This is a genomic window from Halorubrum marinum (assembly GCF_048381195.1).
Lineage (GTDB): Archaea > Halobacteriota > Halobacteria > Halobacteriales > Haloferacaceae > Halorubrum.
Genome location: NZ_JBLWMM010000001.1, coordinates 655,400 through 679,710, shown reverse-complemented (window position 1 = coordinate 679,710; position 24,311 = coordinate 655,400). Strand labels below are relative to the sequence as shown.

Below are 24,311 nucleotides of genomic sequence, written 5' to 3'. Positions count from 1 at the left end.
CCTCCACCCCATCTGGACAGTTCGGTGGCCACGTCTCGACAGCGTGAACGACGGACCTGTCCGATCCAATGCGACTGCCGGTTCGACGAGCCCTCTGACGACCCCGCACTCCTCCCAGATGACTCTCCGGGATAACTCGCGCGCGAGTAATCTTTTATTCACCGTGTCTCCGGCCGGAAGCTTCATACGTCGGCTCGCGGATCCTCCGGATACAGAATGGCAATACTCTGGCTGGAGGACGTCAACGCCGACGACGTCGGGACCGTCGGTGGGAAGGCGGCGTCGCTCGGTGAACTCATCGGTGCGGGGCTTCCGGTACCACCGGGGTTCACCGTCACCGCGGGCACGTACCGTACGTTTATCGAAGAAGCGGAAATCGACGAGGAGCTGTTCGCAGCCGTCGACGTCGATCCCGAGGACTCCGCCGCACTCCGTGAAGCCGAGGAGGCGGCGGAGGAACTCATCCTCGGGACGCCGTTCCCCGACGCGGTACGCGAGGAGATCCTCGATAGCTATCGGTCGATGGGCTCTGACGGCGAGGAGGCGTTCGTCGCCGTCCGGTCGTCGGCGACCGCGGAGGACCTGCCCGACTCCTCGTTCGCTGGCCAACAGGAGACGTTCCTCAACGTCCGTGAGGCCGACCTGCTCCGACGCGTGAAGGAGTGTTGGGCCTCGCTTTTCACCCAGCGAGCGATCTACTACCGCCAACAGCGGGGGTTCCCGCACGCCGACGTCGACATCGCAGTCGTCGTGCAGCGGATGGTCGACGCCGAAAAGTCGGGCGTGATGTTCACCAGCCACCCCTCCACCGGCGACCCGCAGATCACGATCGAGGCCGCATGGGGTCTCGGCGAGGCCGTCGTCTCCGGCACGGTCTCCCCCGACAACTACGTGTACGACCGCGAGAGCGGCGCCGTTGAGAACGTGACGGTCGCCGACAAGAAAGTGGAGATGGTAAAAGATCCCGACACTGGCGAGACGGTCCAGCTCGATGTCGGTGACGATCGGCGGAAGGAGCGGGTCCTCTCAGACGACGAAATCGAGGAGCTCGTCGCGCTCGGCAAACGGGTCGAGAGTCACTACGGGACGCCGCAAGACGTTGAATGGGCACTCCACGGCGGCAAGATATTCATGCTCCAGTCGCGACCGATCACGACGATCCGAGCGGACGAAGACGCCGACTCGGCTGGGACCTCCGGCTCGGCGGAGAGCGGTCAGGCCGTCAGCGCGGGAGACGTCAACGCGGGAGCCAACGCTGCCAACGGTGGCGAAGATCGAGACGTCCTCGTCGACGGGCTCGGTGCCAGCCCCGGCGCCGTTTCCGGCACCGTTCGAATCGTCCACAAACTCGATCACCTCGATCAGGTGCAAGACGGAGACATCCTCGTGACGGAGATGACGATGCCGGATATGGTTCCGGCGATGAAACGCGCCGCGGGGATCGTCACGGACGAGGGCGGCATGACGAGCCACGCGGCGATCATCTCCCGCGAACTCGGCGTTCCGGCGGTCGTCGGTACCGGAAACGGCACTCGGATTCTCTCCGACGGACAGGGAGTGACGATCGACGGCGACAAGGGAACCGTTCGCGCCGGCGCCGACGAAGCGGCCGAACCCGGTGAGGAGTTCGAGCCCGTGGAGGCCGCGCGACCGGAGACGCCGGTGAAGCCGATGACTGCGACGGAGGTCAAAGTGAACGTCTCGATCCCGGAGGCGGCGGAGCGTGCGGCGGCGACCGGCGCCGACGGCGTCGGGCTGCTTCGGATCGAGCACATGGTGCTCACCCTCGGGAAGACGCCGGAGAAGTACATCGCCGACCACGGGGCCCGCGCGTACCAAGACGAGCTCATCGAGGGCGTCCGGCGCGTCGCCGACGAGTTCTACCCCCGACCGGTCCGCGTCCGAACCATCGACGCCCCGACCGACGAGTTCCGGGAGTTGGAGGGCGGCGAGGGCGAGCCGAACGAACACAACCCGATGCTCGGCTGGCGTGGTATTCGCCGCAGCCTCGATAAGCCGGCCCCGTTCCGGCAGGAGCTCGCGGCGTTCGCACGCCTCTTCGACATGGGATACGACAACCTGGAGGTGATGTTCCCGCTCGTCAACGACGCCGCGGACGTCGAAGGGATCACGGGCCACATGCGCGATGTCGGGATCGATCCCGAGACCCACCGCTGGGGCGTGATGATCGAGACGCCCGCGAGCGCGCTCCAGATCGAAGAGCTCGCGGACGCCGGCATCGACTTCGCCTCGTTCGGGACGAACGACCTCACGCAGTACACGCTCGCGGTGGATCGGAACAACGAACACGTCGCCGACCGGTTCGACGAGCTTCACCCCGCCGTGTTACGGCTCATCGGCGATACGATCGAGACGTGTCGCCAACTCGATGTCGACACCAGCATCTGCGGACAGGCCGGATCGAAGCCGGAGATGGTGGAGTTCCTCGTCGAGGCCGGCGTCTCCTCTATCTCGGCGAACATCGACGCCGTTCGCGATGTCCAACACGAGGTGAAGCGGACCGAACAGCGGCTCCTCCTAGACTCAGTCCGCTGAGTCCGGTCCGCTGAATCGGTTCGCCGAGTCCGGTTCACCGGATCCGGTCCGCTGAACCGATCCGCCGAACGCGGCCTCGGCGGTTCGACCGCCACGAAGCCGAAGAACTGAAGAACGGAACGAGTAAGACGGTTCGCGGCAACGTTCGTCCGAATGCAGCAGCCCGAGCCGCAGTCGTTCGACCGGGTGCTCTCCTCGATGTGTACCGAGCCGCATCCCGCAGCCCGGGGCGCCGCCGAGCGCTTTCTCGCGAGTAATCCCGGCGATCCGGCGACGTACGAGACGATCGCGGCGACGGAGGAGCGGGCGGTCGAGCTGCTCGCGAGGCTCACGAGCCACCCGACGCCGATCGACGCGACCGGCTACGTCACCTCGGGCGGAACGGAGGCGAACGTGCAGGCGGTCCGATCGGCACGAAACCGACACGACGCGAGTGACGTGAACGTCGTGGTTCCCGAGAGCGGTCACTTCTCGTTTCACAAGGCCGCGGAGCTGCTCGACGTCGGACTGCGGACCGTCCCCGTCGACGACGACTACCGGGCTCGAACCGACGCCGTGGAAGCCGCCGTCGACGCGTCGACAGCGCTGGTCGTCGGCGTCGCGGGAAGCACGGAGTACGGGCGCGTCGATCCGATCCCCGAACTCACCCGGATCGCACACGACGCGGGCGCACGAATGCACGTCGACGCCGCGTGGGGCGGGTTTCTCCTTCCGTTCACCGGCCACGCGTGGGCGTTCGACGACGCCGCGGTCGACACGCTGACGATCGACCCGCACAAGTTCGGGCAGGCACCGGTCCCGGCCGGCGGGCTCCTCGCCCGCGACGCGGCGGCGATGGACGCGCTCGCCGTCGACACCCCCTATCTAGAGACGCGCTCCCAGGCGACCCTGACCGGGACGCGGAGCGGGGCGGGCGTCGCCGGCGCGGTCGCGGCCATGGAGGCGCTGTGGCCGGACGGGTACCGCGAGTCGGCGGAGCGAGCCGCCGACAACGCCGCGTGGCTCGCGGACGCACTCGCGGACCGCGGGTACCAGGTCGTCGAACCGGAGCTCCCGCTCGTCGCCGCCGCCGTCCCCGAGCGGGAGTTCGACGCCCTCCGAGAGGCGGGGTGGAAGGTCTCGCGAACCGGCGCCGGAGAGCTGCGCGTCGTGTGCATGCCCCACGTCACGCGCGAGGCGCTCCGGCAGTTCGTCGCCGATCTCGACCGGATCCGTGGCTAGCTAGCAGATCCGACCGCGACAACGATCGGCTGACGGGTCAGCGACTGGCGAACAGGCGGCGCTCGGCGCCCCCGGGCGGCTCGCCGCGCGACCGCCTCGACCGGGCCGGGGATAGCGTCAGGTCACGCGCTCGCATCGTCCCGGTATCGGGGATAAACTGCGGGGAAAAAGAGCGGCAGTACGGGCCCGCCGGCTCTGCGACGGAGTCGACTCCCCGCGTCCGGATCAACATATTCACTACGGGCCGTCACTAACCGGGCTGTATGAGTACGGACGACGTCTCTCGGCGCACCTTCATGCGGACGGCGGGCGGCGCGGCCGCAGCCGCCGGGGCGGCGACGGCGACCGCTGGAACGGCCGCCGCACAAGAAGAAGAACCGGACTGGCCGAGCGGTGTCACCAACGGGAATTTGGGCACTTACGAGGACGCACGTGGCCAAGACGAGGTGACCGTCGTGGTCGGTGCCGACGACGACGGGCTGGCGTTCGACGCGACGCAGCTGTGGGTCGATCCGGGAACGACCATCGTCTTCGAGTGGACGGGCGCGGGCGGCGCGCACAACGTCGTCACGGTCGACGGTCCGGCCGGTCTGGACAGCGGCGACGCCGTCGACGAGGAGGGACACACCTACGAGTACGAGGTGACAGAGGAGGACGCGGGGATCACCCACTACCACTGCGTGCCTCACGACGCGGTCGGGATGCACGCCGGCATCGCCGTCGGCGACGACGTCGACACCGTCGAAGTCGGCGGCGGCGGCGGCAACGCGGTGTTCGTCCCGCAGGGCGCTCGGGCGCTCGGAATCGCGACGTTCATCGCGATGGTGAGCACGCTCGGGCTCGCGTTCGTCTTCATGAAGTACGGCGGCACGATCACACAGCAGGAATAACGGCGGCACGATCACCCGACGAGAGCGGTCGCGTGTCGCGGTGACGCCGGTGTTTGTTGCGGTCCGTTCGGGTCTGTCGCGTTCGCCTCGAGATCAGTCCACGAGCGTCTGATACGTGCTGAGGTACTGATCCAGCACCGCGCCGTGGTCGTAGCTCGCGAAGTCGCGGTCGATCGATCGGCGTTCGAGCTGGCCGACGGCGACGAACGCGTCGGCGAGCTCGGCCGGGCTCGTGACGAGCCGACCGCGCTCGCGGCCCTCGACGAGTTCGTGGGCGCTGGAGTCCGCCTGATACTCGACGAGGGCGACGCAGCCGGACGCGAGCGCCCACAACAGCTCCGTGGCGAACGTCTCCCACGTCGCGGTCGCGGCGACGACGTGCGTTCCCTTAAATATCGACACGCGCTCGCGAAGCGGACGGTCGCCGAGAAACGTCACGCGGTCAGCGATCCGGAGGTCGTTCGCCATCGACTCGATCCGAGCGCGCTCCGGACCGTCACCGATCACGGCGGCGGTCCAGTCGCGCCCGCGAAGCTCGGCGAGGCCGAGCAGAAACGTCTCGGCGTTGGCGTGGCGGTCCAGCCGCCGGGAGTAGACGGCGTCGAACCGGTCGTCGACGGGAGCGTCCTCGACGAGCCCGAAGTCGACGCTTTCGGGGACGACGCGGACGTCGTCGCCGTCCGCACCGTACTCGCGGATCCGCGTTTTGGTCGTCCGCGACGGCGTCGTCACGGCGTCGGCGCTGCGCGCGAGAACTCGATAGCGACGCACGGAGTCCGCGGGGTGATCGCGCCACCAGTCGACGACGATCGGGGCCCGCGAGAGCGCTCCCGCGACGATCGCGCCGATTCCCGGCGTCGGGGGCGTGTTGACCGCGTGGATCACGTCCGGAGAGACGCGGCGGAGCGCGAGCGGCAGCCGCGCCGCGAACGCCGTCGGCGACGGATCGTCAGTCACCGAGCGGTACGTGATCCCCTCCTCCTCGAAGACGTCGTGGTCGCCGCCCCACCAGCGGGCACAGAGCCACGTGACGTCGTGACCGCGGTCGGCGAGCCCGCGGGCGACTCGTCGCGTTCGATTTCGGGCCGGAGTGTCGCCGTGCCCGGGAGCGAAAAGCGAGACGAACGCGACGCGCATACGCCGACCGGACGACGGGGGCGAATAAAAAGACACGGCATCGGGACCGATCCGGCAACCATCGGCTCGTCACACGCGCAACGGTCAACCACCCGAAACGGTTTCACACCGCGGCGGGAATCAGACCCCATGCACAGGTACGATATCGAGCGGTACCTCAACGTTCGCAGCGCCGGCGGCGCAGACTTGGGCCCCGACGGACGGCTCTCCTTCCTGTTGAACACGACCGGAACCGGCCAGGTGTGGTCGCTTCACGAGTCGGAGGGGTGGCCCGAACAACACACGTTCTTCGAGGAGTCCGTCTCCTTCGTCGATTCCTCTCCGGAGCGGACAGAGGCCGTGTTCGGGATGGACGAGGGCGGGAACGAGCGCGCACAGCTGTACCTGCTGAACTACGAGTCAGGCGTGATCACGGACTTGACGGCGCGTCCGGGGGCGAAACACCGGTGGGGCGGCTGGGACAGCGAAGGCGACCGCTTCGCGTTCGCCTCGAACCGCCGCGACGAGGCCGTATTCGACGTGTATGTCCAGGGACGCGACGAGACCGGCAACGACGCCGAACTGGTGTACGAGGGCGACGGATGGCTCTCCGTCGCCGGGTGGGCGCCGAGCGACGATCGACTGATCGTCCACGAGGCGCACTCCTCGTTCGACCACGACCTGTACACCCTCGAACTGGCGACCGGTGAGTTGACTCATCACACGCCTCACGAGGGCAACGTGCGATACGCCAGCCCGGAGTGGGGGCCAGACGCGGATGGGCTCTACCTCGTCACCGACCGCGACAGCGACACCCTCCGCTTGGAGCGGCTCGACCTCGCGACCGGGGAGTTCTCCGTGGTCGCCTCCGGAGCGGGCGGGAGCGGTGCGGGCGACGACGATGACGACGAGGAGGGCGGTTCCCCCGTGAAGCCCGGCGGCGACGACGGGTGGAACGTCGACGGCGTCGCGGTCCACGAGGAGTCCCGCCGCGTGGTGTACTCGCGCAACGTCGACGGCTACACCGAGATCACGGTCGGCGAACTAGTCGAGCCCGACCGGATCGATCCGCTCCCGACCCCCGACCTTCCCGAAGGCGTCGCCGGCGGCGTGAGCTTCGGGCCCGACGGGGACCGCTTCGCGATCACCGCGACCGGGAGCGCCCACAACGCGAACGTGTACGTGGTCGACTCGACGACCGGCGAGACCGAGCGCTGGACCGCGGCCTCGACCGCCGGTATCCCCTCGGACACGTTCGTCGAGCCCGAACTGGTCCACTACCCGACGTTCGACGGCCGGGAGATCCCCGCGTTCTTCTCGGTCCCGGCGACGGAACCGCCCGAAGACGGCTACCCCGTGGTCGTCGACATCCACGGCGGCCCCGAGTCGCAGCGTCGGCCCTCCTTCGCCTCGGTCACCCAGTACCTGCTGAACAACGGGTACGCCGTGTTCGAGCCGAACGTCCGCGGGTCCTCGGGGTACGGGAAGGCGTACTCCGCGCTCGACGACGTGGAGAAGCGGATGGACTCGGTCGCCGATATCCGGAGCGGCGTCGAGTGGCTCCACGATCACCCCGAGGTGGACTCCGACCGCGTCGTCGCGATGGGCGGCTCCTACGGCGGGTTCATGGTGCTCGCCGCGCTGACGGAGTATCCGGAGCTGTGGGCCGCCGGAATAGACATCGTCGGCATCGCGAACTTCGTCACGTTCCTCGAAAACACCGGCGACTGGCGCCGCAAACTGCGTGAGGCCGAGTACGGCTCGCTGGACGAGGATCGGGAGTTCCTCGAATCGATCTCGCCGATCAACAACATCGAGGCCATCGAGTCGCCGCTGTTCGTGTTGCACGGCGAAAACGACCCGCGGGTTCCGGTGGGTGAAGCCGAACAGATCGTCGAGAAGGCACGCGAACGGGGCGTTCCCGTGCGGAAGCTGATCTTCGACGACGAGGGCCACGGCTTCGCGAAGCTCGACAACCGCATCGAGGCGTACCGCGAGGTCGTCGAGTTCCTCGCCGAGCACGTCTGAGGGCTCGGGAACGGGTTAGATCGGTTTCGAAAGCGACTCGGCGCTCGCTTACCAGTCCGGGCCGAAATCGGGGTCGACCTGCCGGTCGGTCCGATCGAGCGCGTCGATTCGCTCGACGTCCTCGTCGTCCAGTTCGAGCTCGAGGCTCGCGAAGTTGTCGGCGATGTGGTCCTCGCCCGTCGCCTTCGGGATGGCGGTGACGCCCTTCTCGCGGAGCCACGCGAGGCTCACCCGCGCCGCGCTGACCGCGTGTTTCTCGGCGATCTCCCTGATAGACGGGTCGTCGAGGATCTTCCCGCGGGCGAGCGGCGAGTAGGCGACGAGTTCGACCCCGTTGGCGTCGGCGTACTCGCGCAGTTCCTCCTGCCGGAGCAGCGGGTGCATCTCGACCTGGTTCGCGAACGGGGCCTCGCCGAGCGCGTCGGTGGCGGCGTCGAGGTGCTCGGGCTCGAAGTTCGAGACGCCGATCCGGTCGACGAGCCCCTCGTCGCGGAGCTCGGCGAACGCGGGGAGGGTCTCTGCGGGGTCGTACGCGCCGGCCGGCCAGTGGACGTACATGAGATCGGCGTACTCGGTGCCGAGCTTGTCGAGGCTCTCGCGGGTCGACTCGATCACGTCCTCCGGCGCGAGCTGGTCGATCCACACCTTCGAGGCGAGGAACACGTCCTCGCGGTCGACGTCGGACGCGGCGATCCCCTCGCCGACAGCGGCCTCGTTGCCGTATATCTGGGCCGTGTCGACGTGGCGGTAGCCCGCGTTCAGGGCGGTCGCCACCGACTCGGTACACTGCGCCGGGTCGTCGTTCTCCCACGTCCCGAGGCCGAGGGCGGGCATTCCGCTGTGGGTCGGCGTCTCGAAGGACCGCTCTCGCTTTGACATGCGCTCCCGTACGCCCGTGAGCGGAAAGTCCCTTGCGGTCGCGGCGGGGCCTCGCGGGTCAGAGCAGGTGAGGTGTGAGGTGACCCGGCTCGTATCTCAGTCGTCGAGCAGCGCCCGCGAGGAGTTCGTCACGACGAGCAGACTGGACGTACCCATCGCGACCGCCGCGAACAGGGGGTTGAGCAGCCCGGTTACGGCGAGGGGAATCGCGACCGCGTTGTACAGGAACGCCCAGCCGATGTTCCCCTTGACGCGCCGCCCGGCGGCCCGCGACAGCTCGAAGACGGTCGCCACGGAGCCGAGGTCGTCGTCGACGATCGCCACGTCGGCGGCGTCGGCCGCCATCGCCGTCCCTCCGCCGAGCGCGACCCCGAGGTCCGCGGCCGCGAGCGCGGGCGCGTCGTTGGTCCCGTCACCGACCATCACGGTGAGCCCGCGCGCTTTCAGCCGCTCGATCGTCTCGGCTTTGCCCTCCGGCGGGACCCCGGCGAACACCGCCGAGACCGCCTCGTGTTCGCGGAACACCGTCGCCGCGCGCTCGTCGTCGCCGGTCAGGACGACGACGTCGACGCCCGAGTCGGCGAGATCGGTGACGGTCTCTTCCCACCCCTCGCGCAGTTCGTCACCGACCACGACGAATCCCTCAGCGGCTCCGTCGCGACCGACGGCGACCGGGACGCGCCCAACGTCTCGCGCCTCGGCGACCGCCTCGCGGATCGCGTCCGGCACGTCCCAACCGCGCTCGTCGAAGACGTCGGGATGACCGACGACGACCGCCGTCCCGTCGACCACTCCCGAGACGCCGCGCGCGTGGCTCTCGAAGGACTCGACGACCGAGGCGGTGTCGGCGGTGTCAGCAGTATCGGCGGTCTCCTCCCGCGACGCCGTTGCAACGGTGCCGTCCGTGGTGCCGTCGTCCGTAGAGCCGCCGTCGGCGATCGCCGGAGGCGGTCCGGTCGACGTCTCGGTCGTGGCGTCCGATTCATGGCCGACGCGCGCCGCCGCGATGGCCTGTCCGACGGGATGCGCGGAGCGACCCTCCAGCGCGGAGGCGAGCCGCAGGAGGTCGTCGTCGATGTCGGCGCTGACGACCCGCATCTCGCCCGTCGTGAGCGTCCCCGTCTTGTCGAACACGACGGTTTCGGCGTCGCGGAGGCGCTCGAAGACGGTGTCGTCGAAGATCACGATCGACCGTTCGAGCGCGTCGCGGATCCCCGCGGCAACCGCGAGCGGCGTCGCGAGCCCGAGCGCACACGGACACGAGACGATGAGCACCGTGAGCCCGACGAGCATCGCCGTCGTCACGCCGTTGCCGAGCGCGAGGTTGGCCGCGACGGCGACCGCGGCGATGACGAGCACCGCCGGGACGAAGACCGTCGCGAGCCGGTCGGCGAGCTTCTGGACGCCGTGATTGCCGCTCTGGAGGTCCCAGACGAGCTCGGCGACCCGATCGAGACTGGAGGTCGCGTCCGGGCCGACCCTGACTGTCAGCGACCCGTCAGCGACGACGGAGCCGCCGACGACGGTGTCTCCGGGCGCTTTGCGGACCGGCATGGACTCGCCGGTGATGACCGACTCGTCGACGGCCGCGTCTCCTCCGACCGCCTCGCCGTCGACCGGGACGCGCTCGCCGGCGCGTACGAGCAGACGGTCGCGCGGTTCGAGCGCGTCGAGCGAGACGCTTTCGGTGGCGTCGGCATGGGGGTCGGGATCGGGGCTGGGACCGATACCGGCGTCTCTACCGTCGCCGTCGCTCTCGACGAGTCGGCGTGCGCTGTCGACCTGCACGGCGGTGAGATCGGAGAGCAGCTCCGTCGCCCGACGCTTGATCGAGGCCTCGTAGTGATTCCCGGCGGTGACGATCACGACGATCGCGACGGTCACGTCGTAGTAGATCGAGGGCGACTCGACGAATATCACCGCGAGCGTGCTGTACGCGTACGCGCTGACCGCGGCGATCGCGACGAGCAGGTCCATGTTCGGCGAGCGCGTTCGCGCGCTGACGTACGCCCCTCGAAGTATCGGTTTCCCGGTGAACAGCAGGACGATGGTCGTGAGAACGCCGATAACGATGAAGAAGTACGTCCCGGACGAGGAGGCCATCGCTTCGTTGAGGTACGAGAGGGTCCGCTCGTCGTAGAAGGGGAACGCGAAGTACGTCGGGTAGATGATGACGATGTACTGGAGCATGACCGCCATCCCGACGAGCACGCCCGCGGCGAGCCGGGCCGTCGCCATGTTGTCGGCCTGTCGCCGCGCGAAGGCGTCGTCGCGGGGGTACGCGCTGTAGCCGAGCCCGCTCACCGCCTCCGAGAGGTCGTCGGTGGAGACGGCGTCGGGGTCGTGATCGATACGGACCGTGTCCGTGACGTAGCTCGCGCTCGCGGCGCTGACCCCCTCGGTTCGGACCGCGACCGTCTCGATGAACGCCTCGCAGGTCGCACAGTGCATCCCGTCCACTTCGAGGAACGTCGCATCGTGGTCGGCGGGGACAGTCGTGGTCGCGTCGGCGTCGGAGTCGTCTGCCTCGCGCGCTCCGCCCTCCCAGTCCGTACCGCCCTCGCCGCCCGCGCGTCGCCGCTCGCGCACCGCCTCGGCGTCCACGTCCGCGTCGCCGAGCGCCGCGTGAACGTCTCGACAGCCGGCACAGCAGAATCGGTTGCCGTCGTCGTCGGTCACGTCGACGCCCGCGGTCGGGAGCTCACAGAGCGTGCAGTCCGGCGCCTCGTCGACGGGTCGGTCGGAGGACGGCGGCGCGCCCATCTCACATCCCCCCGTGACCGCCGGTCGCCGCGACGTCGAGCGGGTTCCAGAAGGGCAGACTCGGGTGGGGTACGTGGATCCCGACCGCCATCAGCCCGTGTGCGAACAACACGTATCCGAGCGCGACGAACGCGAGTCCGAGAAGCCGGTGGACCCGTCGTCGGTGGACCGCGTCGACGTGCTCGATCACGGTCCCGTAGAGGAACACCGCGGGCATCGTCCCGATTCCGAGCGCTGCGAGCGCGATTCCCCCGCTGACCGCGGAGCCGCTGGCGAACGCGTACAGGTACGCCGGATAGAGGATCGGGCAGGGAAGGAGGCCGTGAACCGCCCCGAGCCCGACGATTCCCGGGCCGTTCGCGAGCCGGTCGACGTGACCGGTCAGCCAGCCGGTGACCCGCCCGAGTCCCGGTAGGTGGACGCCCCCGGTCGCGCCGCCGAGGACGTACCGGACCCCCACGAGGATCACGGCCGCACCGACGCCGAGACCGACGACGCCGCGGACCGCCTCCGCCGCACCCGTCAGCGTCGCCGCCGTGACGAACACGACGCCTCCGAGAGCACCGAGCGCGGCGCCGATGGCCGCGTAGCTCGTCGCCCGCCCGAGGTTGAACAGGGCGTGCTGGCGGACCTCGTACGTCGTCAGGTGGCTTCCGCGGCGGTCGGCGGTCCCGCCGGTTCCGGTCGCTGCGCTCCCGTCGCCCACCGACGGCGCGTCCGCCCCGCCGTCCGTGCGCTCTCCCCGGTTCCGCATTCGTCCGGCGTACACCGTGACGAGGGGGCCGCACATCCCGATACAGTGGGCTCCGCCGAGCAGCCCGATGGCGAGAAACAGCAGCACGTCGGTCCCGAGGAGCAGCGATACGTCCATGAGTCAGTTACCGGCGGTTGGGGTCGCGTGCGCTAATGGGTTTCGTCGGGGTCCGAGCCGATTCGAGGGCCCGTCTAACAGAGCGGGAATCGTCTCACTCCTCCACGATCACGGTCGCGTACATCCCGCCGAACTCGTGCGGGATACAGACGTAATCGTATCGCCCGGGGACCGAGAAGGTGTACGAGAACTGGTCGCCGGTCTCCAAGGCGCCCCCGAACTCGTCGTGCCACGCCTCGCGCGCGGTTTCCTCGTCGTCGTAGCCGCCAGAGGCGAAGTAGTCGGCCGCCTCCGGGATCCCGCCCTCGTAAGCCGTGACGGTGTGAGTCCGCGAGCTCGTGTTCTCCCAGACGACGGTGTCGCCGACGGAGACGCTCAGCTCCGCCGGCCGATAGCCGTCGGCGACCATCCCGACGTCGTACTCCTCGTCGCCGAGGACGGTCGAGCAGCCGGCGAGGGTGGTCACCCCTCCGAGCGCCGCTCCGGCGACGCCCGCGCGTTCGAGGAACCGTCTGCGGTGCATGGTGGTACTGAGGGCCTCGGTCGTTTGAATATCGCGGTTCACCCCATGGACCGAGAATCGGGCGCGCTTCCGACGGTGTCCCGTCACTCAGGGATCGACGAGCGCGTCGAACACCCGTTTCTGGGCCGCCGCGAGGTGTTCGGCGAACGTCGAGCGAGCGATGCCGATGGTCGCGGCGACCTCCGCGGCGTCCGCCTCCCGTGGATACTCGAAGTACCCGAGCCGGTGGGCGGTGCGCACGACCTCGCGCTGGCGGTCGGTGAGTCGATCGCGGTCGACGACGACCGGATCCCCGGTCTCGGACCCCCCTGAGCGAGTGAGGCGTTCGAGCGTGACGGAGCCGCCCGCGGACTCGATCGCGTCGACGATTCCACCGATCGGTTCGACCGTGGGGAGCGACAGCGAGACCAGAATCCGGTCGGGGTTCGTCCGTACCGTCACGTCGGAGACGGGATGGCCGAGCGACTCGACTGCGCGACACGGGTACTCCCCGTCGGCGGTCGGCGTGCGAATGCGGTACACGTACTCGCCGTCCGCCGCGAACACGGGGTCGCCGTCGATGGGACGAGTCGTACGGAACTCCGAGACGATCGTGTCGTCGACGCGGATCCGCTCGACGTCGGTCGCGACGACTCCGTCCGGGAGCGCGTCTGCGACGGGAGCGGTCGGCGGGTCGCGAATCGCGAGGCGAGCGCGGACGCCGCGGCGCTGATCCGGCGACTGCGTTTCGTCCGCGTTCGGCGGACCCTCCCTTGTCGGGTCGACCGGGTCGTCCGTCGATGACGGAGCCGAACGCGACCGTCGTGCCATACGTACATCATACAGATGGACCACAAAAAGCGCGAACCCGAACCAGTACGTTCCGCCCCGATCTGACGGCTGCAGCTGCCGCGCGGTGACGGATGTTTATAAAATCCCGTCGTGGGACGGACACAACTCTCCCGGGTCGCGTTCATTAGTCCGACAATGAGCGAACGCGTGCTTGAGGAGCAGTCCGTCGGTATCGTCGGCGGTGGGGTCGGCGGGCTCTCCGCGGCCGCACACCTCGCGAACGCCGGCGCGGAGGTGACGCTGTACGAGCGCGCGGCGCAGGTCGGCGGCGTCGCCGGGCGCATAGAGCGCGACGGCTTCCGGTTCGACACCGGCCCCTCGTGGTACCTCATGCCCGACGTGTTCGAGCGCTTCTTCGAGACGTTCGATCGCGGCCCCGACGACTTCTACGAGCTGGAGCGGCTCGACCCGCACTACCGAGCGTTCTGGGACGACGGCGACCGGGTCGACATCCCCGCGGACCCAACCGCGGCCGCGGACGTCTTCGAGTCGTACGAGGCGGGCGCCGGGGAGGCGTTTGAGCGATACCTCGACGACGCGGAAACGGCCTACGAGGTCGGGATGAGTCGGTTCGTGCTCCCGGGGCGCTCGCGGCTCCGAGACTACGTCTCGACGGACGTCATCGCCGGGGGCCGAAAACTGAACCTGCTCGACACGCTGGACGAGCACGTCGGGTCGTACGTCGACCACCCGAAGCTCCGACAGCTCCTGCAGTACACGCTCGTCTTCCTCGGCGGATCGCCGTATGACACGCCGGCGCTGTACCGGCTGATGAGCCACGTCGACTTCGAGCTCGGCGTCTACTACCCGCAGGGCGGGATCTACGAGGTGATCGAGGCGATCGAGACGGTCGCAACGGATCAGGGCGCGGACGTACACACCGGCGTCGAGGTGACGGCGATCGAACCGGTCGAGGACGGCGTAGCGGTCGAGCTCGGGGGAGACCGATACGTCCACGACAGGGTGGTGTGTAACGCCCCGCCGGAGCACGTCGAGCGGGAACTGCTCCCGTCGGGCGCAGTCACTCGTCTCGGCGACTACTGGGACCGCCGCACGTACGGTCCGTCGGCGTACCTGCTGTACCTCGGCGTCGAGGGCGACGTCGACCCGCTCGCACACCACACGCTCGCGCTGCCTACCGACTGGCAGCCGCACTTCGACGCGATCTTCGAGACGCCGGCGTGGCCCGAGAATCCGACCGTGTACGTCAACGTCCCCTCACAGACGGACCCGACCGCCGCGCCGGAGGGTCACGAGACGGTCGTCGCGCTCGTGCCGCTCGCGCCGGGACTCGACGATCCGCCCGAGCAGCGGGCCGCGTTCAGAGAGCGGGTGCTCGACGCGATCGCGTCGTACACCGGCGTCGATCTCCGCGGGCGGATCGCCGTCGAGGAGTCGGCGTGCGTCTCCGAGTTCGCGGAGCGCTTCGACCAGCCGGGCGGGAGCGCGCTCGGGCTCGCGCACACGGTCCGGCAGACCGGCCCCCTGCGACCCGGTCCCCGGGTCCGCGGGATAGGTCGACTCTACTACGTCGGCGGCAGCAGCAACCCCGGCATCGGGATGCCGATGTGTCTGTTGAGCGGCGAGCAGTGCGCGGAGGCGATCAGCGAGGACGTCTCCGGCGGGCGGCTCGACCGCATTCCGTTCTTCGACCGCTGACGTGACGCTTCGGCGGCCCGTCAGCGGCTACTGACAGTGGCTTCGTTTTCGGCGGCGGAATTCGTCACGATCGGTTCCGCCCGAAACCGCCGATCGACGGGAGAGCCATACTCGTTAGGTTGAGCTGTTTACTCCGCGTGTCGCATACACTGGAATGTCGCATGATAGAAACAGCAGCAGCCGACCTACTGGTGCAAGGGGTCATCCCGCTCGAAATGACCCAAGCGGAAGTGTATCAGGCGGTTCAAGACAACACGCTCCTGAACGCTTCGTTCTGGGCCAACATCGCCCTCGCGGGACTATCGATCCTCCTGTTCGTGTTCATGGGACGGAAGGTGGAGGACCCGCGGTCCCAGCTGATCTTCGTGGCCACCCTGATGATCCCGCTGGTGTCGATTTCCAGCTACCTGGGACTCGCCTCGGGGCTTACAATCAGCTTCCTGGAGATGCCTCCAGGACACGCGTTGGCGGGCGAAGAGGTACTCACGATGTGGGGTCGCTACCTCACGTGGGCGCTGTCGACGCCGATGATCCTGCTCGCGCTCGGGCTCCTCGCGGGCTCGAACATGACGAAGATCTTCACGGCCATCGTGACTGACATCGGTATGTGTATCACCGGCCTCGCGGCCGCACTGACCGTGTCTTCCCACGCGCTCCGCTGGTTCTGGTACGTCATCAGCTGCGCGTTCTTCATCGTCGTCCTCTACATCCTGCTCGTCGAGTGGGCACAGGACGCCGAGGTCGCCGGCACGGCCGAGATCTTCAACACCCTGAAGATCCTCACCGTCGTCCTCTGGCTCGGCTACCCGATCTTCTGGGCGCTCGGCGCCGAGGGGATCGCGGTGCTCGACGTCGCCGTCACGTCGTGGGCCTACAGCGGCCTCGACATCGTCGCGAAGTACATCTTCGCGTTCCTCCTGCTGAACTGGGTCGTCAACAACGAGAGCACGGTCGCGAGTATGGCGCCCGGCCTCGGTCCGGCTGGCAGCCGCGCGGCCCCGGCCGACGACGACTGACGACCGCGTCGCGGACCGCTTTTCGTTTTTTCACGCTCCGTAGTGCCTCTCACCGTGAGCGCCTGCACTCCCGGCAGAAGGGTCGGGTCAGCAGAGAGGGCTCACGCGCCGTCGTCCGCATCTCCCTCGTCGAGCCCGCGGTACCAGTGGTCGACGAGCACCACGACGAAGACGATTCCGGGCGCGATACCCGCCGTGTACAGGCCGAGAACGAAGAGCAGGGCGAACAGACCGACGGTCGATCCGACCTGGACCCCTGTGCCCTGTTCGCCGAACCACTCCAAGTATCGTCCGAGGATCGACATACGCCGTTTTGGACGGACGAACGCTTAGGTCTCCCGCCGGACGGCGACACAATCGCGACCGACGGCGGGGGTTACGCGTGCGACGCGAAGGCGCACCATACTGGACAGTAGTAGCGCTTTAGTACATCGATAGTGTACAGTTGTGTACCGTGAGTGGAACACTGCCGATTATTACAGCGATCCTCGGCATCGGGATCGCGCTTCAGGTGATCTCGTCGCGGCTGCGTGTCCCGAGCGTTTTGTTCCTCATCGTCGTCGGCGTGCTGCTCGGTCCCGAAGGGCTGGGCTTCATCACCGCCGAGACGTTCGGCGACGGGTTGACGACCGTCGTCGGCCTCTCCGTCGCGATCATCGTGTTCGACGGGGCGTTCAACCTCCGTCAGGAGCGGCTGGCTGACGCGCCGCGTACGATCACGGGCGTCGTCACGCTCGGTGCGTTGATCATGTTCCTCGGAACCGCGACCGCAGTCCGGTTCTTCGTCGCGGACGACTGGGGCATCGCCCTGCTCATCGGGGCGCTGCTGATCGCGACCGGTCCGACCGTTATCACTCCAATTCTCGAGGTGGTCAACGTCAGGGAACACGTGGCGTCGACGCTGGAAGCCGAGGGTATCTTCAACGACGTGACGGCGGCCGTACTCGCTATCGTCGTGTTCGAGACGGTCGTGCTCTCGGACGAGGCGGCCGCGATCCCGTCGGGGTTCCTGACGCGGATCGTCGCCGGGGTCGGCGTCGGAATGGTGGTCGCGTCGGTCGTCTACCTGACCCTGATAAAACTCGACGCGCCCGGTGCGGACGCGAAGCGAACCGTCAGACTGGTCACGCTCGGCGGGGCGTTCATCGCGTACGGGCTCGCGGAGTCGATCTCTCCGGAGACGGGCGTCGCAGCGGCGGCCGCCGCCGGCATCCTGCTCGGCAACATCGACGACTTCCCGCATCGCGAAGAGGTGGAGAACTTCGGCCGCGACCTGACGCTCATCGCGCTGGCGTTCATCTTCATCTCGCTGGCCGCGCTTATCGACTTCAACACCGTGTTAGGGCTCGGAATCGGTGGAATCGGCGTCGTCGTCGTCGTGACGCTCGTGATCCGACCGCTCGTGATGTTCCTGTTCGCCCGCGAGTCGGCGTTCACGCGGAACGAGCGGCTCTTCCTGAGCATGGTCGGTCCCCGCGGGATCATCCCGGCGTCGGTCGCGACGCTGTTCGCCATCCAACTGCAAGACGCCGGACAGTTCGACGCCGCACAGACGCTCTCCGGGACGGTCTTCCTCGTGATATTCATCACCGTGGTGTTACAGGCCGGGCTCGCGAGACAGATCGCTGATTTCTTCGATGTACAACCAATGAAAACGATCATCGTCGGCGGCGGCCGGGTCGGTCGGACGCTCGCCAAACGACTGGAGAACAGAGGCGAAAACGTCGTGATCCTCGACCGCGATCCGGAGGCAGTCGAGGCGTTACAGGGCGAGGAGCTACAGGCGGTCGTCGGCGACGGAACCGACGCGAACGCACTCGCCAAGAACGGCGCCGAGAACGCAAAGATGCTCATCGCGGCGACGCCCGATGACGACGCGAACCTGCTGATCTCACAGCTCGCGACCTCGAAGTTCGGTATCGAGACCGTCATCGCCCGCGTGAACGACCCGGACAACGTCGACGCGTTCGAGACGCTCGACGTCCGCGCCATCGACGTCTCGTCCGCGATGGCGTGGTCGATCGACAACGAGATCGAACGTCCGACGCTGAGCCACTGGATGAACCAACTCGGCGAGGGTCACGACGCCCAAGAGGTGACGATCACCGCCGAGACGTTCGCCGGGAAGACGATCAAGGAACTCGGCGCCAAGCTACCGGGCGGCGTCCTGATCGCGGTCGTCGGCCGCGAGGACGAGACGTTCGTGCCGCACGGCGACACCGTGTTGGAGCCCGGCGACCGCGTCACGCTGCTCGGCGATAACAAAGCCGTCGAGAAGGCGATCAAGCGCGTCCACCCGCACGACTGAAACCGCGTGCTCGCCGATCGGCGCGCGCGCGTGCTCGCCGGTCGATCGGCGACTCATCGATCGGGCCGGTGCAACGGTCGGGCGCCGATTTAACATTGGTGCAGGTTCCGCTTAAAGTAGATCGGGCCTCAGTGTAACTCGTCCAACTGAGGGATCCCATACGTGCCAACTGGACTCAAACGAGACCTCGGACTGTTTTCGACCATGGCTATCGCGATCGGCGCGATGGTCGGATCGGGCGTGTTTATCCTTCCCGGCGTCGCCTTCGTCGAGGTCGGCGGACCAGCCGTCGTCTTGGCATTCCTCATCGCCGGCGTACTCATCCTGCCGGCGGCGTTTAGCGCCTCGGAGATGGCGACGGCGATGCCCGAAGACGGCGGATCGTACGTGTACGTCGAGCGAGGGATGGGACCGCTTTTAGGCACTATCGCGGGCGTCGGGAACTGGTTCATGCTGTCGTTTAAAGGCGCGCTGGCGCTCGTCGGCGGCGTCCCGTATCTCATCTTCATCGCACCGGGAATCGCGGAGTACATTCTCCCCCTCGCGGTTGGGCTCGCGGTCTTCTTCACCGCGATCAACGTCGTGAGTACGAAGAGCGCGGGGAGCCTGCAGTTCGGCATTGTCGGCGTGATGATCGTCGTACTCGCCTGGTTCGTCGGCGGCGGCGTCCCCGACATCGTGCCCGAACAGACGGCCGGCGCGTTCGACTTCGGCAGCAGCGGACTGCTCGCGGCGACCGCGCTCGTGTTCATCTCGTACGCCGGAGTGATCAAGATCGCCGCGGTCGCGGAGGAGGTGAAGGACCCGGGCACGACGATTCCCCGGGCGATGATCGGCTCGCTGGTGTTGACGACCGCGCTGTACGTCGCCGTCGTGTACGTCGCGATCGGCATCGTCGACGTCGAGGCGGCCGTCGAGGCCGGACAACTGCAAGCGGACGGCGAGGGGCCGATCATGGGACTCGCCGCCGAGCAGGCGCTCGGGACGATCGGGACGGCGGCCGTCGTGGGAGCGGCCCTCCTCGCGCTCGCGTCGACCGCGAACGCCGGGCTCCTCTCCGCCTCACGGTTCCCCTTCGCGATGGCTCGCGACGGGCTCGCGCCGCCGGCGTTCGAGACGGTCAGCGAACGGTTCAACACCCCCGTTCTCTCCATCTCGGTGTCGGGCGCGATCATCGTGTTGATGATCGTCTTCCTCCCGATCGACCAAGTCGCGAAGTTCGGGAGCGCCTTCCAGATCCTCGTCTTCATCCTCGTGAACCTCGCGCTGATCGGGTTCCGCGAGGGTGCGATAGATAACTACGACCCCGAGTTCACGTCGCCGCTGTACCCGTGGATGCAGCTGTTCGGGATGGCGAGCGGACTGGTCGTGCTCACGCAGGTCGGCACCGTGCCGTTCCTCGGGGCCGGACTGATCACCGCCGTCTCGATCGCCTACTTCTACCTCTACGTCCGCCCGCGCACGGACCGGGAGGGGGCCGCGCGGACCTCGGCCCGACGGAACGTCGGCGGGGCCGCGCTCGAGCGGACGAAAGCGCTCTTCGAAGCGGATCAGACGTACGACACCCTCGTCGCGCTCACCGACGACACGTCGCCCCGGTCTCGGGTCGACATGCTCCGGATCGGCATGGACCTCTCGAACCTGCGTCACGGGGCGGTCACCGTCGGGACGTTCAACGAGGTTCCGAGCCGGGCGTTCACGGGCAGCGGTCCGACCGCGACGCGTGACCGGACACCTGAGTGGGCCGTCGAAGCGGCGTCGCTTCCGCGGCTACCGAGCCGTGAATCGACCGACGGCGGCGCTCGTCCCGCCAACAGGGATCTCGACGAGAACGAGGGTCCGCTCGTGAACTTCCGTACCGTGACCACGGAAGACGCGGGCGAAGCGATCGTCGAATACGCGGCCTACGAGGAGCAGGATTTCGTGGTCCTCGAACGGCGCGTCGAAGAGCTTCACGAACTGTACGGCGAAGGGCTCAACGAGTACGTCCTCAAGAACGCCGCCTGTGGCGTGTTGCTCGTCGAGGACCGCGGCTTCGACGGTGCCGACGAGATCGCGGTGGCGACCAACAGCGGGACCTACGACCCGGCGAAGCTCCTCGTTGCCGACGCCATCGCCGAGGAGACCGGCGCGACGCTGACGCTGTTGCAGGCGATTCCGGAAAGCGCCCCGGACGAGCGCGAGCGGGTGGTCCAAGAGTACCACGACGAACTGCGTCGCGTCTTGACCGTGACGGCCGACTCCCGGATCATCAGGAGCGACGACCGCGTCGAGGGCCTCGCCTGGTTCGCGAACGGCGCGGACCTGCTCGTCACGACCACCGAGCGCCGCGGCGTTCGCGGCGCGGTGTTCGGGCGTCCCGGCGATCGTCTCGTCGACAGCGTCGACTGCACCGCAGTGATGGTGCAGCCGCCGGACGAACAGCGGGCCGGGTTCATTCAGCAGACGGTGCTGAATCGGCTGTTCGGACGGTAGCGGTCCGTGACCACGCGATCAGCCCGGCCAGTCGACACGAGAGAACAGAGATAAACCCGCGGCGGCGGTGTGGCAGGGTATGAAACAGGCCATCGTCGCCCGGACGGACATCGGTATGGGCGAGGGGAAACTCGCCGCGCAGGTCGCACACGCGTCGCTGTCGGCGTACCAAGACGCGGGACGGCGCGCTCGGAAGAAGTGGCAGGGCGAGGGACAGAAGAAGGTCGTGCTGAAGGGAGAGTCGGAACAGCAGCTGTTCGAACTGGCGGATAAGGCCGACAAAGAGGGGCTCCCCTACGCGATCGTCCGCGACGCCGGTCACACGCAACTCGAACCGGGGACCGTCACCACGCTCGCGGTGGGGCCCGCTCGCGACGAGAGCGTCGACCGCGTGACCGGGGATCTATCACTGTACTGATGGCGACCGACGACTCGTCTCCCCACGCGTCGCTTCGCGAGGCACATCCGATCGAGCGCGCCGTGGGCATGGCGTACTACGTCAGCGACGCCGACGGGATCGGCGGTCGGCTTCGCGAGTCGCCCGAGGACTTTCACGTACGCGAGCTGGAGGCGTTCGAGCCGGAATCGCTCGACGCCGACCGGGGAAGCTACCCCGAGCTCGTCGTCCGCGTCACGCTCCGCAACTGGGACACGAACGACTTCGCGCGGCGGATATCCGACGCACTCGGGATCAGCCGTGAACGCGTCTCCTGGGCGGGAACGAAGGACAAGCGAGCGGTCACGACGCAGCTGTTCACCCTCCGCGAGGTCGGCCCCGCGGACCTGCCCGCGATTCGCGGCGCCGAGATCGAGCCGCTGGGGCGGGCGGGTCGCGGGCTCTCGTTCGGCGACCTCGCCGGCAACGCCTTCGAGATCCGCGTCAGCGACGCGGTCGACGGAGCGCCCGAACGCGTCGCCGACGTGGTGGACGACTTGCGGGCGTTTGCTGGCGGGGGTCTGAGGGAAATCGACAGCACTGACGCGGACGACGGGAACCCGGTCCTCACAGACGCGACGGTGGGCGTCCCGAACTACTTCGGCCAGCAGCGCTTCGGGAGCCGGCGGCCCGTCACACACGTCGTCGGGCTGGCGATCGCCCGGAACGACCCGCGCGAGGCGGTCCGGCTGTACGCCGGCAACCCCGCCGAGACCGAACCCGACGACACGCAGGCCGCACGCCACCGGGTCGACGACGCGTTCGGGGTCGACGACGCCTCCGAGACCGCCGCGGGCGGGGGCCCGGAAGTCGGCGGACCGGGTGACACGTCTGCCGACGGAACAGGCGACGGCGACTGGGCCGCCTGCCTCGACGCGATCCCCGGAAAGCTCCGGTTCGAGCGGTCGATGGTCCACCGGCTCGCGGACAGGGGAACGGACCCGAACGCTCCCCGCGACCACGAGGACTGGTGGCACGCGCTGGAGGCCGTCCCCTCGAATCTCCAGCGGCTGTTCGTCAACGCGGCGCAGTCGTTCCTGTTCAACCGGATCCTGAGCGAGCGCCTGCGCCGCGGGCTCCCGTTCGACCGCCCCGTCGCCGGTGACGTGGTCTGTTTCGCCGACGGCGACGCCCCGACTGAGCTGTACGCGCCCGACACCGACCGACTCCAGCGGGTCGACGATGACCGGGTCTCCGTCGTCACCCGCCACTGCGAGCGCGGACGAGCCTTCGTCACCGCGCCGCTCGTCGGCACCGAGACTGAGCTCGGCGGCGGCGAACCCGGAGACGTCGAACAAGCGGTCCTCGACGCCGCCGGGATCGAGCCCACCGACTTCGACCTCCCCGACGAGTTCGAGTCGTCGGGGACCCGCCGGGCGATCTCGCTGCGGACCGATCTCGGCGTGGCGTTCGAAGACGGGGACCCGCGGTTCTCGTTCGCGCTCCCGAGCGGGTCGTACGCGACGGTCCTGCTTCGGGAGTTCCTCAAGAGCGGCCCGCTCGACCTCTGATCGATCCATAACCGTGGATCACACCTTCCGATATACTCCCTGAAATAACCACGATACTGCGTTTCGTTCCGAGCCGTTTTTGTGCGAGAGCCGTCAATCGAACGCATGACCCGGATCGTCGTCATCGACCTCCACGGCCAGTTCACGCATCTGGAGCAGCGCGCGCTCCGCGACATCGGCGTCGACACCGAAATCCTCTCAGCGGATACCCCGACCGACGAGATCGACGCCGACGGGATCGTCCTCTCCGGCGGACCGGACATGGACCGCGTGGGGAACGCCCCCGAGTACCTCGACCTCGACGTCCCCGTCTTCGGCATCTGTCTCGGGATGCAGCTCATCGCGCTCGAACGCGGCGGGACGGTCGGCGGCGGCGACTACGGCGGATACGCCGACGTCGACGTGGAGATCGTCGACGACGCGGACCCGCTCGTCGGCTCGCTCGCCCCCACGACGCGCGTCTGGGCCTCCCACGCGGACGAGGTGAAGGAGCTGCCCGACGGGTTCACCCACACCGCCACCTCCGACGTCTGTGGCATCGAGGCGATGTCGAACACCGAGGCCGACCTGTACGGGGTCCAGTGGCATCCGGAGGTCGCCCATACGGAGCGCGGCGACGAGGTGTTCGAGAACTTCGTCTCGATCTGCGAGTCCGCGTAGTCTTCGCATCCGCCACCGCGGCCGTCGTTCGCCCCCAGTTACTTCCGCAGCCGCGCCGTCAACACCGGTACCTCGCTGTGTCGAACGACGCGCTCGGCCACCGACCCCGCGGCGAGGAAGCGTCCGAGCCCGGTGCGGCCGTTCGTTCCCATCACGATTAGATCCGCGTCGTGTGCGTCGATCGCGTCGAGAATCTCCTCGTGTGGCCGCCCGCGACGGAGGTGCTTCTCGACGGGGATCCCCCGATCGGCCGCCGCCGCGGCGACCGCCTCAACGGCCCGTTCTCCGCGTTCCTCCTCCCGTTCCACCACCATGTCCCACTCGTCGGCGCCCGCGACCATCTCGTCGACGACGAACAGCGCGTGGATCCGCGCGTCCGCCAGGTCGGCGAGGTAGCAGGCGTGTTCGACGGCCGCGGCGCTTCCGTCGCTTCCGTCGGTCGGGCAGAGGATCGCTTCGTACATGACGGCGCGATCAACGAACCGGGAGGTGTTAACGGTTAGCGGGAAACTAGGACGTGAGAAGTCGCGGGCCCACCGACCGTCGGTCCCGAAACGGTATCGGTCTC

19 protein-coding genes are annotated in these 24,311 nt (G+C 68.2%); 11 read left to right on the top strand and 8 right to left on the bottom strand.

The genetic code is table 11. The features are described from left to right. The first annotated feature begins 216 nt into the window (after positions 1 to 216). From ppsA to ACNSN4_RS03300, 3 genes are all read left to right on the top strand, one after another. Positions 217 to 2,556 carry a phosphoenolpyruvate synthase gene (gene ppsA / locus ACNSN4_RS03310; RefSeq protein WP_418284333.1) on the top strand — a complete coding sequence of 780 codons (2,340 nt, stop codon included), beginning with the start codon at positions 217 to 219 and terminating at the stop codon, positions 2,554 to 2,556. A 153-nt stretch (positions 2,557 to 2,709) separates the two neighbouring features. Further along, positions 2,710 to 3,777 (top strand): tyrosine decarboxylase MfnA, encoded by a 1,068-nt coding sequence (mfnA, locus tag ACNSN4_RS03305; protein WP_418284332.1) that lies wholly within the window; start codon positions 2,710 to 2,712, stop codon positions 3,775 to 3,777. Between the two features lie 263 nt (positions 3,778 to 4,040). Further along, on the top strand, positions 4,041 to 4,667 hold the full coding sequence (locus ACNSN4_RS03300) for a halocyanin domain-containing protein (RefSeq protein WP_418284331.1): 627 nt from the start codon (positions 4,041 to 4,043) through the stop codon (positions 4,665 to 4,667). Between the two features lie 93 nt (positions 4,668 to 4,760). Here the strand turns inward: ACNSN4_RS03300 and ACNSN4_RS03295 are convergent, their stop codons facing one another. After that, a complete protein-coding gene (locus ACNSN4_RS03295) occupies positions 4,761 to 5,804 on the bottom strand; it encodes a glycosyltransferase (RefSeq protein WP_418284330.1) in 1,044 nt (347 codons plus the stop codon). Positions 5,805 to 5,933: 129 nt separating this feature from the next. Here ACNSN4_RS03295 and ACNSN4_RS03290 point away from each other — a divergent pair, with 129 nt between their 5' ends. After that, a complete protein-coding gene (locus tag ACNSN4_RS03290) occupies positions 5,934 to 7,811 on the top strand; it encodes a S9 family peptidase (RefSeq protein WP_418284329.1) in 1,878 nt (625 codons plus the stop codon). A gap of 48 nt (positions 7,812 to 7,859) precedes the next feature. On the opposite strand, the gene ACNSN4_RS03285 is transcribed toward ACNSN4_RS03290, so the two are convergent. The 5 genes from ACNSN4_RS03285 to ACNSN4_RS03265 all read right to left on the bottom strand — a co-directional run bounded on the left by ACNSN4_RS03285 (position 7,860) and on the right by ACNSN4_RS03265 (position 13,657). Then, complete coding sequence (locus tag ACNSN4_RS03285) at positions 7,860 to 8,645, bottom strand: aldo/keto reductase (RefSeq protein ID WP_418284361.1); 786 nt, start codon at positions 8,643 to 8,645, stop codon at positions 7,860 to 7,862. A gap of 141 nt (positions 8,646 to 8,786) precedes the next feature. Next, complete coding sequence (locus tag ACNSN4_RS03280; RefSeq protein ID WP_418284328.1) at positions 8,787 to 11,453, bottom strand: heavy metal translocating P-type ATPase; 2,667 nt, start codon at positions 11,451 to 11,453, stop codon at positions 8,787 to 8,789. Between the two features lies 1 nt (position 11,454). Beyond that, on the bottom strand, positions 11,455 to 12,324 hold the full coding sequence (locus tag ACNSN4_RS03275) for a sulfite exporter TauE/SafE family protein (protein ID WP_418284327.1): 870 nt from the start codon (positions 12,322 to 12,324) through the stop codon (positions 11,455 to 11,457). Between the two features lie 94 nt (positions 12,325 to 12,418). Next, on the bottom strand, positions 12,419 to 12,847 hold the full coding sequence (locus tag ACNSN4_RS03270; RefSeq protein WP_418284326.1) for a cupredoxin domain-containing protein: 429 nt from the start codon (positions 12,845 to 12,847) through the stop codon (positions 12,419 to 12,421). Between the two features lie 87 nt (positions 12,848 to 12,934). After that, positions 12,935 to 13,657, bottom strand: coding sequence for a helix-turn-helix domain-containing protein (locus tag ACNSN4_RS03265; protein WP_418284325.1), 723 nt, complete (start codon positions 13,655 to 13,657; stop codon positions 12,935 to 12,937). Positions 13,658 to 13,813: 156 nt separating this feature from the next. On the opposite strand from ACNSN4_RS03265, the gene ACNSN4_RS03260 reads away from it, so the two are divergent. Further along, complete coding sequence (locus ACNSN4_RS03260) at positions 13,814 to 15,337, top strand: phytoene desaturase family protein (protein WP_418284324.1); 1,524 nt, start codon at positions 13,814 to 13,816, stop codon at positions 15,335 to 15,337. A 215-nt stretch (positions 15,338 to 15,552) separates the two neighbouring features. Then, complete coding sequence (locus ACNSN4_RS03255; protein WP_418284360.1) at positions 15,553 to 16,353, top strand: bacteriorhodopsin; 801 nt, start codon at positions 15,553 to 15,555, stop codon at positions 16,351 to 16,353. A 101-nt stretch (positions 16,354 to 16,454) separates the two neighbouring features. Here the strand turns inward: ACNSN4_RS03255 and ACNSN4_RS03250 are convergent, their stop codons facing one another. Then, a complete protein-coding gene (locus tag ACNSN4_RS03250; RefSeq protein WP_418284323.1) occupies positions 16,455 to 16,658 on the bottom strand; it encodes a hypothetical protein in 204 nt (67 codons plus the stop codon). Between the two features lie 149 nt (positions 16,659 to 16,807). Here ACNSN4_RS03250 and ACNSN4_RS03245 point away from each other — a divergent pair, with 149 nt between their 5' ends. The 5 genes from ACNSN4_RS03245 (at position 16,808) to ACNSN4_RS03225 (ending at position 23,743) form a co-directional block, all read left to right on the top strand. Then, entirely contained in the window at positions 16,808 to 18,661 is a 1,854-nt protein-coding gene (locus ACNSN4_RS03245; RefSeq protein ID WP_418284322.1) for a cation:proton antiporter domain-containing protein, read from the top strand. A gap of 162 nt (positions 18,662 to 18,823) precedes the next feature. Continuing rightward, on the top strand, positions 18,824 to 21,136 hold the full coding sequence (locus ACNSN4_RS03240; RefSeq protein ID WP_418284321.1) for an amino acid permease: 2,313 nt from the start codon (positions 18,824 to 18,826) through the stop codon (positions 21,134 to 21,136). 79 nt (positions 21,137 to 21,215) lie between these two features. Next, positions 21,216 to 21,554, top strand: coding sequence for a peptidyl-tRNA hydrolase Pth2 (gene pth2, locus ACNSN4_RS03235; RefSeq protein ID WP_418284320.1), 339 nt, complete (start codon positions 21,216 to 21,218; stop codon positions 21,552 to 21,554). Continuing rightward, positions 21,554 to 23,083, top strand: coding sequence for a tRNA pseudouridine(13) synthase TruD (gene truD / locus ACNSN4_RS03230; protein WP_418284319.1), 1,530 nt, complete (start codon positions 21,554 to 21,556; stop codon positions 23,081 to 23,083). The genes pth2 and truD overlap by 1 nt, the downstream gene beginning before the upstream one ends. A 105-nt stretch (positions 23,084 to 23,188) precedes the next feature. Continuing rightward, on the top strand, positions 23,189 to 23,743 hold the full coding sequence (locus ACNSN4_RS03225) for a GMP synthase subunit A (protein ID WP_418284318.1): 555 nt from the start codon (positions 23,189 to 23,191) through the stop codon (positions 23,741 to 23,743). 38 nt (positions 23,744 to 23,781) lie between these two features. Here the strand turns inward: ACNSN4_RS03225 and ACNSN4_RS03220 are convergent, their stop codons facing one another. Further along, entirely contained in the window at positions 23,782 to 24,207 is a 426-nt protein-coding gene (locus tag ACNSN4_RS03220) for a universal stress protein (RefSeq protein WP_418284317.1), read from the bottom strand. Positions 24,208 to 24,311: the final 104 nt, after the last annotated feature.

Coding starts and splice junctions, on each gene's coding strand:
- ppsA (WP_418284333.1), top strand. CDS start 217: ATGGCAATACTCTGGCTGGAGGACGTCAACGCCGACGACGTCGGGACC.
- mfnA (WP_418284332.1), top strand. CDS start 2,710: ATGCAGCAGCCCGAGCCGCAGTCGTTCGACCGGGTGCTCTCCTCGATG.
- ACNSN4_RS03300 (WP_418284331.1), top strand. CDS start 4,041: ATGAGTACGGACGACGTCTCTCGGCGCACCTTCATGCGGACGGCGGGC.
- ACNSN4_RS03295 (WP_418284330.1), bottom strand. CDS start 5,804: ATGCGCGTCGCGTTCGTCTCGCTTTTCGCTCCCGGGCACGGCGACACT.
- ACNSN4_RS03290 (WP_418284329.1), top strand. CDS start 5,934: ATGCACAGGTACGATATCGAGCGGTACCTCAACGTTCGCAGCGCCGGC.
- ACNSN4_RS03285 (WP_418284361.1), bottom strand. CDS start 8,645: ATGCCCGCCCTCGGCCTCGGGACGTGGGAGAACGACGACCCGGCGCAG.
- ACNSN4_RS03280 (WP_418284328.1), bottom strand. CDS start 11,453: ATGGGCGCGCCGCCGTCCTCCGACCGACCCGTCGACGAGGCGCCGGAC.
- ACNSN4_RS03275 (WP_418284327.1), bottom strand. CDS start 12,324: ATGGACGTATCGCTGCTCCTCGGGACCGACGTGCTGCTGTTTCTCGCC.
- ACNSN4_RS03270 (WP_418284326.1), bottom strand. CDS start 12,847: ATGCACCGCAGACGGTTCCTCGAACGCGCGGGCGTCGCCGGAGCGGCG.
- ACNSN4_RS03265 (WP_418284325.1), bottom strand. CDS start 13,657: ATGGCACGACGGTCGCGTTCGGCTCCGTCATCGACGGACGACCCGGTC.
- ACNSN4_RS03260 (WP_418284324.1), top strand. CDS start 13,814: ATGAGCGAACGCGTGCTTGAGGAGCAGTCCGTCGGTATCGTCGGCGGT.
- ACNSN4_RS03255 (WP_418284360.1), top strand. CDS start 15,553: ATGACCCAAGCGGAAGTGTATCAGGCGGTTCAAGACAACACGCTCCTG.
- ACNSN4_RS03250 (WP_418284323.1), bottom strand. CDS start 16,658: ATGTCGATCCTCGGACGATACTTGGAGTGGTTCGGCGAACAGGGCACA.
- pth2 (WP_418284320.1), top strand. CDS start 21,216: ATGAAACAGGCCATCGTCGCCCGGACGGACATCGGTATGGGCGAGGGG.
- truD (WP_418284319.1), top strand. CDS start 21,554: ATGGCGACCGACGACTCGTCTCCCCACGCGTCGCTTCGCGAGGCACAT.
- ACNSN4_RS03225 (WP_418284318.1), top strand. CDS start 23,189: ATGACCCGGATCGTCGTCATCGACCTCCACGGCCAGTTCACGCATCTG.
- ACNSN4_RS03220 (WP_418284317.1), bottom strand. CDS start 24,207: ATGTACGAAGCGATCCTCTGCCCGACCGACGGAAGCGACGGAAGCGCC.